An 11,286-nucleotide genomic window follows, 5' to 3' on the forward strand; every position below is an offset into this window, starting at 1 on the left:
TACCCTCAATTGACAACCATCGGGTGCAGTGCGATGCCTTATTTGTTTGATAGGGGTCGGGGCAAAATCATCTATGGACATTTCACAAGAATCGCTTTCCGCGAGCGCTTCCGCTCGCCCGGAAATCGAGGCTGACCGGAAATCTGCTTCTGGCCTGCGTGTTCGCCTTTTTGACGAGGGGGACATACCAGCAGTACGCGACATCATGATCCAGCATCATGCGACCACGGTGTTTCGCAACCAGCCTTTTTCCGACCGGAAGCTGAAGAAGCATTTCCAGACGATTCTCTCTCGTCCGCCGCGTATGGTCGGCATTGTGGCGGAATGGGGCGGAATGCCGTCGGGTGTGGCGTGGGCGACTGCGGATTCGTATATGCTTTCCGACGGCCCGCTGTTTGCTAATGTGCACGTGATCGCAGTCGACCTGAAGCTGGGGCCGGTCCGGCGAGCGAAGGTCTTCCTGGCGCTCGTCGCCGCTGTAAGGCAATGGGCTGCCACGCTCAATGCCAGCCATTCCTTCATCCATGTGACAACAGGCTCGCACACCAAGGCGACAGATCGGCTGATGAAGGCGGCGGGCGCTAGGGTTGTGGGTGGGGCTTACATTGTGTGATGTATTTTTATTTGGAAAACTGTGCGGTTTCTTTTTATTTAAATGAGAGAGGCTACTCGAGTGAATCGGATGCACATATTTGTTTTATTTCTTATGTTTATCTCATTTATATTCGGAAGATTCAGCATTGGTCCGTCAGTTAAATTCAGTGACGACGATTTGATCGATTTTACCGCCGCGTTCTATTTTAGAAACGCATCGACGGCAGGTTTGACCACCGATGTACGCTTTCGAGATTGTCGTCTAGATCAGCCCAACGAGCGTGAACTTCGTGATGGAATAAGAGCGTTCGGGGTCTGTTCGTCTAGCAGGGGAAAGTCAAACCTCCATCTTTTGTTAGCATTGAGTCAAACTGGCGCAGTAATGTATTCTCAGTCTGAGGGTTTTTGATATGGCATCCAATAGCAATAGCGTAAACCCAGCGCAATCTTTTGGCTTTTTCGATGCTTTAGATCATTGGAATACTGGCCACGGTTCTGACGTTTATTTAGATATGTATTCACATATGACGACCGGAGGAGGAAGCGTTTTCTCGTTCAATGACTTTATGCAACAAGTTGCGAAAGAAGCTCGAGGAATGGAAGCCGGGACCACGCTCAGGTTTGAAACTAGCGCAGCTTTGAAGGGGGAGCCAGGAATACACAGAGCAACGGCGGGTTATTCTTATTATCAGTCGATCTCTCCGACTGGCGCTTTTGTATGGGGGGACACGACAGCTGGTTTCAAGGGAACTGTCACCGCGCTTGGCGGAAACAGGTACAGTATCAGCGGTGAAATACGCCCTTTTACTGAAAATTTCGACTTTAAAGACAATGGGAAAGGATCAATTGTAGAGTCCTTGAGGGCTTTGGCCCAACGCCTGTCTGGAAATGGCGAGAGATATCAAATCAAATTCGTAGGAACGGGCGTGCCGGTAAACGGTATTATGGTGTTTACCGGTAGAAGCGCTACCCCAACCTTCATTGAGCAGTGTTTTGCCCCATCTACGACAATATTCATAAATGCGTCGGCGCACCTACCAATCTCCCGCATTCGCGTTGGCGATGTCGTTCTCGCCTTCGACCCATCTGCCGACCTTGGCCGTGGTGCCTTGATTCCACGCCGTGTGACCCGTCTGTTCCGCAATGTGACGACGGAGTGGTTGCGGCTTACATGGCATGAGGGCGGCGATGTGCGTGAATTGGTCTGCACGCCCGGCCACCACTTCCTCGATCAGTTTGGAAAGTTTCCCCCGATTGAACAGATGATAGCGGCGGGTCGGGCAACTGTTGTACTGGCATCAGGCGAACTTGCCGAGCTGACTGCCGAGCGGATCGTCTATTCGGCCGAAACGGCCGACATGTTTGAGCGGGCCGAGGTCCAGAGCATGGTGGCGGGCAATGCCGCCCTTCAGCCTGTTTATGTTGACGGCTGGCAGACCTACAATTTCGAAGTCGAGGACCTGCATACCTATGTCGCTGGTGGTCTCCGAGTGCATAACATGTCTGCGGGCATAGCCCATAACTGGGAAGGCGTTGACGATTTCGGAGCGATCGCAATGGCGTTCGACGTTCCTGGTTATGGAAACATGGTTCTCGATGGCGATGCGCTTGATCATTACTACGATTCAATGGGCGGCTCGAAAGGTTATGCCGGGACGCCAGTTGGCTGGGGCTTGACCAGTGCGTTTACGGCGCAAGCGACTTATGGCAACAGCTGGCTGTCGCAAGCCGTGTTCAGCATCGCATATAAGGAAATGGCTGGAAGAACCTATAGCGAAGACTTTGACAGCTATATGTCTTACAGTGTTCGCCAGTACGCGGAGAAGACTGAGGCCAGCCAATCGCCGCGGTCAGCCACAGGTTTTCACGAGTCTCTCGGCCCTTCGAGATATGGCAATGAGGTCGGATCCCCGGAGCACATTGCCGACAGGGCCTTTGCCGGCGGCCATAGCTATCTTGAGGCATATGCCGCGTCGGCCGGCGTCTCCATTTATTCGGATGCAGCGTATGCGGCCCTCCGCGAGCACACCGCCCAGAACCAGGCGAGGTTGGGCGAGAAGCCTGAGGCAGCCGACGATTGGTCGTCGGTCCCTACGCTAGGCGAATGGCTGTCGGAATTGGATGGTACGTCAAGCGGCAAGCCGGTTTTGTTCGATCTTGACGGCGATGGTCTTTCAATCGAGCAATTGAACACGTCCCATACATTCGTCGAGATGGAGGGCGACGGCTACGAGCACCGGACGGCCTGGGTCGATGCGGGCGACGGCGTGCTGGTTCTGGATGCTGACGGCGACGGAAAGATCAGCGACAAGAAGGAATTCATCTTTACCGAATGGGATCCTGGTTCAGAGAGCGATTTTGACGCCCTGAAAAAGGTATTCGATACCGATCACGACGGAGACCTCGACAGCGGCGACGCACGCTGGTCCGACTTCCGGATTATGGTCAACGGTCAATTGGTGACGCTTGCGGCACTGGGCGTCGTGTCCATAGATTTAACTCCGACCGGAAGCGGACAGTCGTATACGGATGGGTCTGCTATTGCTGGAACCTCGAACTTCACCCGCGCCGATGGCACGACCGGCCTGGTCGGCGATGCTGTCTTCGCCATGGAGGACAAGGGCTACAAGATCGTCCGCACACCGACGACCAATGCGGACGGTTCGACGACGACGGATCTCAAGGCCTATAATACAGATGGCAGTCTCGCCTTCAAGGAAGTTATCACCGTCAGCGCCGATGGCCTGACCACCACGACCCAGCACGACGACGATGGCGACGCGGTTGTTGATCGTTCCAAGAGCGTGCAGCGGGTGTTGAACGGTGACGGCTCGAAGAGCGAGACCGTCTCGAACTTCCGCGCCGACGGATCGCTGGCGGACAGGACGAAGACGACCACCAGCGCTGATCTGAAGTCAGTGTTGAGCGAACTCGACCAGGACGGCGACGGCGTCAATAACCAAACGCAGCAATATGCCAAGAATACCGACGGCAGTTCGTCGACGCGGACGAAGGAGCTTTCCGTCAGCGGCGCGCTTTTGAAGGACGTGCTGATCACCGTCACCGCCGACGGCCTGACGAAGACCACCAAGACAGACCGCGAGGGCAATGGCGCCTATGAACTGACCCGAACGGAAGCGACGGTCGTCAACAGTGACGGCGGCCGGACGAAGACCGTCAGCGACCGCGGTGGCGATAACGCGCTGACCTCCAGCGAGACGACGTCAACCAGCGCCAACGGTGCGATCCGGACCGTCGTTACCGACAAGAACGGCGACGCGCTGGTGGACGTCAAGCAGAGCTATGTCACCACCATGCTCGCAAATGGCGATGTCGTCATCACCGAAGAGAAGCGGGATCGGATCGACATACTGCACGGCAGGACGACCACCACGACCTCCGCCGATGGGTTGTCAAAAATAGTGCAGCAGGATCTGACCGGCGACGCCGTCCTCGACCGTATCCTGAGCCAGGTGAGTATCGATGCCGGCGAGACACGCGTTATCACCAAGACGGTGACGAGCGGCGACAATACGCTTCTGTCGAAGTCGGTGCAGTCGGTCAGCAACGACCAGCGAACGATATCACTGAACGAGGATTCCAACGGCGACGGCGCCTGGGATCGCACCACCTCGATCCTCGCAGACGGAACGGGCGCAACCACCAAGACGGTGTCGGTGCTCGCCTCAAACGGCACGCTCCTCAACCGGGAACAAATAGACACCAGCGCCGACGGGCTTTCGGTTACAACGCGGACCGATCTCGATGGCGACGGTTTCTACGACCGCACGAAGAGCAGGGTTGTCGTGCTGGATGGCGACGGCAGCAGCGCGGCTACAGAACTAGTAAAAAGCCGCAACGACACTCTGATGGGCGAGACGGTGACGACGCGGAGCGCCGACGGCCTGACGACGACGGTGCAGCAGGACCTCACCGGTGACGGGTATTTCGATTCGACGGCGACCAAGACGATCGTGCTGAACGGCGACGGCAGCCGCACCACGACCGACATTACCACCAGTCGCAACGGCTCGATGATGCAGTTGACGACGTCAACACTCAGTGCCGACAAGCGGACGCTGAAGACGCAGACCGATGCCAATGGCGACTTCCATAACGATGTTACTGTGGTGGATTCCATGAGCGTCGCGGGCATCCGCACGCTGACGACCAGCGAGTACAACGCAAACGGCACGCTGAAGAGCAATGTCGAGCAGGTCACGTCCGCCAGCAAGCTATCGATAACGACAAAGACGGACGTCAACGGCGACGGCACCTGGGATGGCATCGCCACCGACGTCACCACGATCAATACCGACTCATCGACGACGCGGATCGTATCCAATCTCAGTGCGAACAATACCGTGTTGTCGAAAAGCTCCGTCTGGACCGATGCAACCGGATACTTGATCAACACCAAAGCAGATCGCGACGGCAACGGCATCTACGAGCGGATCGTCTCCGACTTGACAGGTTTCAATGCCGACGGGTCGGCTACGCAAACAATTGTTGAAACTGCCCAGAACGCCTCGGTCCTTAGCCAAAAGACGATCAACACCAGTGCCACGGGGCTGTCCGTAGTCACCCAAACGGATTACAACGGCGACGGCATCATGGACGTCGAGAGCGTCGACGCCCTCGCCTTGAACTCCAATGGCAGCACGACTAAAACCGAAAGCCTTCATACGCTGTCCGGTTCGGTGTTGATCTCGAAGGTAGTGACCACGACAGCGGCCGATCAGAAGTCGGTGACGATCGACACCGACTTCGGTGGGGACGGTGTCAACGATCAGACGACCGCCATTCTCGTCAATGCCAGCGGAAGCAAGACGACGACGGCCTCGACGTTCGACGCCGGGCAGTTGGAGTCCAAGGCGGTCTCAACGGTCAGCGGCAACGGCCTGATCAGTGTTGTGCAAGTCGATCTCGATGGCGATTCCGTCTACGAGCGAGAGATCACCGACGCGACCGTCTACAATGCCGACGGCAGCACGACGCGCAAGGTCACCGAACTCGACGGAGGCAATGCACTCCAGCACGGCACCACGATCGACACCAGCGCCGACGGCCTGACTGTCACCAGCGTTTGGGATGGAAACGGCAACGGCGCCTTCTCGCGTAAGGAGGTGAAGAGCAAGGTTGTGAATGCCGACGGCAGCAGTGTCGTTACCACCACCAACTACAAGACCGGCAGCGTCCTCAACGATAAAGTCACTGTCGCGGTCAGCAACCACGGGCTGGTAACGACGACCTCTACCGACCTGGACGGCAATTCGGTCAACGATCAGATCGTCACCGTCACTCTCATGCCGACAGGTAGCTCGGTAGCGACCTATACCGATTACATCGGATCGACCGTCGTCGGCGAGACGAGGGTGACGACAAGTGCCGACGGTCTGTCGATAACCCGTGAACATGTGCCGCAGTCCTTGGCATTGCTCAACCGCCTCGACTGGGCGTCGACCGATATCACGTTTATCAATGTCGATGGCAGCCGTGTTCGGACGCTCTCGGAGTTCAACGTTACCTACGCGTCGTCCGAAGTCAGGACGCTACGCAACAAGGCCATCATTACCACCAGCGGTAACGGCCTTAGCTTCAATCGGCAGTGGGATCTGACCGGCTCTGGCTCGTATGGCAAGAGCGAGACGGACATTACAACACTCAACGCGGACGGCTCGGAGACTCGGACTGTTACCAACTATGCTGCCGGCGCCATGACGATGCAGGAGGTGACCACAACCTCGGGCAATGGCCTTTCCACATCCGTCTCGCGGATGATGGCTGCGCCTGGTGGCAACACCACCGAGACCTCCACCGACGTCACTGTGATCAACACCGACGGTACCCGCACGCGCACCGTCATCAACAAAAAGTCAGACGCCTCGACGCTTTCCAAATACGTGACCCTGACCAGCGCCGATGGTCGGACGTTAACCGTTCAAGAGGACCTGAATGGCGACGGCTCCTTCGACCGCACGAGAACGGAATTCACCAAAGCCCTGGCCGATACAGGGAAGCGCACCGTAACCACCGAAAAAGCCGCCGATGGCAGTGTGACCGCGATTGTCACCACAACCATCCAAGGTGACGGACTGACCTCGCTGACCGAGCGCGATCTCCTGGGAGACGGCAAGATCGACCAGGTTGAACTCAAGGAGCAATCGATCGACGGGAACTCGATCACGACGATCTCCAATTATTTGAGCAACGGAAATCTGGCGAGTCGGACGGTCAAAACCGTGAGCTTCGATGGAAGAACATCGAGCCTGCATTGGGATTTTGATGGCGACGGTGCGATTGATCAGACGCGGGTTTTGGTCGCTACCAAGAATGCCGACGGCAGCTCGAAGCAGATTGCCACAAATTATACCGCATCCAATACAGTGATGCGAAAAGAGACAACCGTTACCAGCGCAGACGGCCGAACCCAGAACATCACCCGAGATGACGATGGCGATGGCGACGTCGACCACACGGAAACTGTCGTCTGGGATGTAACAGGGGCATGGGCTGCAACAATCGTCAATACTGAAGCCGCGCTCACGTTGTCATTGAATCCGGGGGTCATTACGTGGAATTCCGCTATCGCGGCGAAGCTGTCGACAACCTTCAGCGCAGACGGTCTGACCAAGGTCGTCAAAAGCGACTACGACAATAATGGCACCTATGAGCATGTCGAGACCTCCCGCATCCTGATGGATGGTCGCTCTGTCACCTCAATAGTCGATACTAATGGTGCCGGCGCCACGATCGCCACTGGTACGATGACGGTCAGCGCTGACGGGAATGTCATCGACCTCCTGAAAGACAACAATAATGATGGAACTATAGATCTCAAGGATGAGGCCACCACACAGGCCGACGGCAGCGTGATTCGCGTCACGACGACCTATAAACCTGATGGATCGGTATCAGAAGTTAGTCGCACACTTATAAATGCCGACGGCAAATCAGTCATCATCCTGGGCACGACAGGTGCGGACAAGCTCAAGGGGACGACTGCGGACGATCGCTATTCCTTTGGAAGGGGCGACGGGAAAGATACTATTTCGGATCCCGGAAGCAGCGTCGGCGGAGTGATGCTTGGTGACCGGATCCGGTTTGGTGCCGGGGTCGGGATCGAGGACATCATTGTCCAGAAGTACGGCAACGACCTGATCATCTCGGTCCGGGACCAGGCCAACGACACCCTGGTGATCAAGGACATCGAGGACAAGATCACCATCAAGAACTGGGCGTCCTCGACCAACAAGGTGGAGCTGCTGGAGTTCGACAACGGCCAGGTGATGAACATCGGCCGGGCCGCCAACATGCTCCTCGGGAAGGACATGCTGATCGGCGGCGACGAGGCGGTCGGCGACTACCAGCACTTCGCCGCGCCGGTCACCGCCCTTTCCAACGCCTTCGGCAGCGCCGCATCGGCGGGCAACTGGGCCAGCCAGAACGTGACGCCGCGCCGGATGGCCGACGTCAACGGCGACGGCCGGGCCGACATCGTCGGTTTTGCCACTGACGGCGTCAAGGTATCGCTCGGCCAGGCCGACGGGACGTTTGCAGCCCCGTTCCAGACAAGTGCGGCTTTCAACACCAGTTATTGGAGCAACGAAAACGTCAACCCACGCCAGCTCGGCGACGTGAACGGCGACGGCCGGGCCGACATCATTGGCATCGGCGCAATGAGTATCGCGGTCGCTCTCGGTCAGGCGAACGGGACGTTCGGGGCCTGGTATACCGCGTCGAGCGGTTATTTTGGTTCAGATCCCAATGGTGGCGGGGGTGGATGGTATAGCACCACCCTCTATCCTCGCTATATCGGCGACGTGAATGGTGACGGACGCGATGACATCGTGGGGTTCGGATCTCATCAGGTCCTGGTTGCACTTGCGACGGCGGCCGGCACCTTCGCGGCGCCCATTACTGCGCTGACGGGCTACTTCGTCTCCACGGTCGGCTGGAACGACTCGACCAAATGGCTGCGGCGGATCGGTGACGTGAACGGCGACGGACGGGCCGACATCGTCGCCTTCGGCGCCGATGGGGTGCAGGTCGCGCTCGGCAAGGCCGACGGCACGTTCGAACTGCCGATCGTCGGACTGGCGGGCATGTTCGGCCACAGCGCCGAGGCGGGCGGATGGGCGAATGCCAGTCAGGCACCGCGCGAGGTCGCCGACGTCAACGGTGACGGCCGGGTCGACATCGTCGGCTTCGGCGCCAATGGTCCGGAGGTCGCCTTCGGTCGAGCCGACGGCACCTTCTCCGACGTCTATTACGGCCTCTTCAACACGTTCGGAAGCTCGACCGCCGCCGGCGGCTGGACGAACGACAGCAGCAATCCGCGGCTGCTCGGCGATGTCGACGGCGACGGCAAGGCCGACATCGTCGCGTTCAATCCGACCCTGGTGGAGGTCGCGCTGTCGCAGACCGGTACCCGGCCGGTGTTCAACGAGACGCTGACCGGCACGATCGATGCGGATGTCATCTATGGCTTCCAGGGCAATGACGCGATCAACGGCGGCGATGGCGGCGACTGGTTGTTCGGTGGAGAGGACAACGATGCGGTCAGCGGCGGAGCCGGCAATGACGAGATCTATGGCGGCGAAGGCAACGACACCCTGACCGGCGGCTCGGGCAGCGACGCCTTCGTGTTCACCCCGAACTTCGGCCATGACACCGTCACCGACTTCTCGGTGGCCGGCGGCGACGTCATCCAGTTCGACAAGGCGGTCTTCGCCAACTGGGCACAGCTGCTCTCGCACGCCGTCCAGTCGGGATCGAACGTCGTCATCACCGCCGATCCCGACAACTCAATCACCCTGCAGTCCGTCGCTCTGTCCAGCCTGCAGCAGTCGAACTTCCAGTTTGGCGCAGTCTCCGACAGGGGCAGCAACGTACCCGTCGGCGGAGTGATGCTTGGTGACCGGATCCGGTTTGGTGCCGGGGTCGGGATCGAGGACATCATTGTCCAGAAGTACGGCAACGACCTGATCATCTCGGTCCGGGACCAGGCCAACGACACCCTGGTGATCAAGGACATCGAGGACAAGATCACCATCAAGAACTGGGCGTCCTCGACCAACAAGGTGGAGCTGCTGGAGTTCGACAACGGCCAGGTGATGAACATCGGCCGGGCCGCCAACATGCTCCTCGGGAAGGACATGCTGATCGGCGGCGACGAGGCGGTCGGCGACTACCAGCACTTCGCCGCGCCGGTCACCGCCCTTTCCAACGCCTTCGGCAGCGCCGCATCGGCGGGCAACTGGGCCAGCCAGAACGTGACGCCGCGCCGGATGGCCGACGTCAACGGCGACGGCCGGGCCGACATCGTCGGTTTTGCCACTGACGGCGTCAAGGTATCGCTCGGCCAGGCCGACGGGACGTTTGCAGCCCCGTTCCAGACAAGTGCGGCTTTCAACACCAGTTATTGGAGCAACGAAAACGTCAACCCACGCCAGCTCGGCGACGTGAACGGCGACGGCCGGGCCGACATCATTGGCATCGGCGCAATGAGTATCGCGGTCGCTCTCGGTCAGGCGAACGGGACGTTCGGGGCCTGGTATACCGCGTCGAGCGGTTATTTTGGTTCAGATCCCAATGGTGGCGGGGGTGGATGGTATAGCACCACCCTCTATCCTCGCTATATCGGCGACGTGAATGGTGACGGACGCGATGACATCGTGGGGTTCGGATCTCATCAGGTCCTGGTTGCACTTGCGACGGCGGCCGGCACCTTCGCGGCGCCCATTACTGCGCTGACGGGCTACTTCGTCTCCACGGTCGGCTGGAACGACTCGACCAAATGGCTGCGGCGGATCGGTGACGTGAACGGCGACGGACGGGCCGACATCGTCGCCTTCGGCGCCGATGGGGTGCAGGTCGCGCTCGGCAAGGCCGACGGCACGTTCGAACTGCCGATCGTCGGACTGGCGGGCATGTTCGGCCACAGCGCCGAGGCGGGCGGATGGGCGAATGCCAGTCAGGCACCGCGCGAGGTCGCCGACGTCAACGGTGACGGCCGGGTCGACATCGTCGGCTTCGGCGCCAATGGTCCGGAGGTCGCCTTCGGTCGAGCCGACGGCACCTTCTCCGACGTCTATTACGGCCTCTTCAACACGTTCGGAAGCTCGACCGCCGCCGGCGGCTGGACGAACGACAGCAGCAATCCGCGGCTGCTCGGCGATGTCGACGGCGACGGCAAGGCCGACATCGTCGCGTTCAATCCGACCCTGGTGGAGGTCGCGCTGTCGCAGACCGGTACCCGGCCGGTGTTCAACGAGACGCTGACCGGCACGATCGATGCGGATGTCATCTATGGCTTCCAGGGCAATGACGCGATCAACGGCGGCGATGGCGGCGACTGGTTGTTCGGTGGAGAGGACAACGATGCGGTCAGCGGCGGAGCCGGCAATGACGAGATCTATGGCGGCGAAGGCAACGACACCCTGACCGGCGGCTCGGGCAGCGACGCCTTCGTGTTCACCCCGAACTTCGGCCATGACACCGTCACCGACTTCTCGGTGGCCGGCGGCGACGTCATCCAGTTCGACAAGGCGGTCTTCGCCAACTGGGCACAGCTGCTCTCGCACGCCGTCCAGTCGGGATCGAACGTCGTCATCACCGCCGATCCCGACAACTCAATCACCCTGCAGTCCGTCGCTCTGTCCAGCCTGCAGCAGTCGAACTTCCAGTTTG

2 protein-coding genes are annotated in these 11,286 nt (G+C 59.2%); both read left to right on the plus strand.

The window, feature by feature from the left end:
* Positions 1 to 73 precede the first annotated feature (73 nt).
* Positions 74 to 613, plus strand: a complete 540-nt coding sequence (locus ABCW43_RS23000; RefSeq protein ID WP_345928747.1) for a GNAT family N-acetyltransferase — start codon at positions 74 to 76, stop codon at positions 611 to 613.
* Positions 614 to 1,520: 907 nt separating this feature from the next.
* A partial coding sequence (locus tag ABCW43_RS23005; protein ID WP_345928749.1) for an FG-GAP-like repeat-containing protein occupies positions 1,521 to 11,286 on the plus strand: 9,766 nt, incomplete at its 3' end.

Origin of the sequence: Neorhizobium tunisiense, from assembly GCF_039631515.1 — a bacterium.
In the GTDB taxonomy this organism is placed as follows: Bacteria; Pseudomonadota; Alphaproteobacteria; order Rhizobiales; family Rhizobiaceae; genus Neorhizobium.

What these genes read in the sequence shown, in the direction of transcription:
- ABCW43_RS23000 (WP_345928747.1), top strand. Translation starts at nt 74, where the DNA reads ATGGACATTTCACAAGAATCGCTTTCCGCGAGCGCTTCCGCTCGCCCG.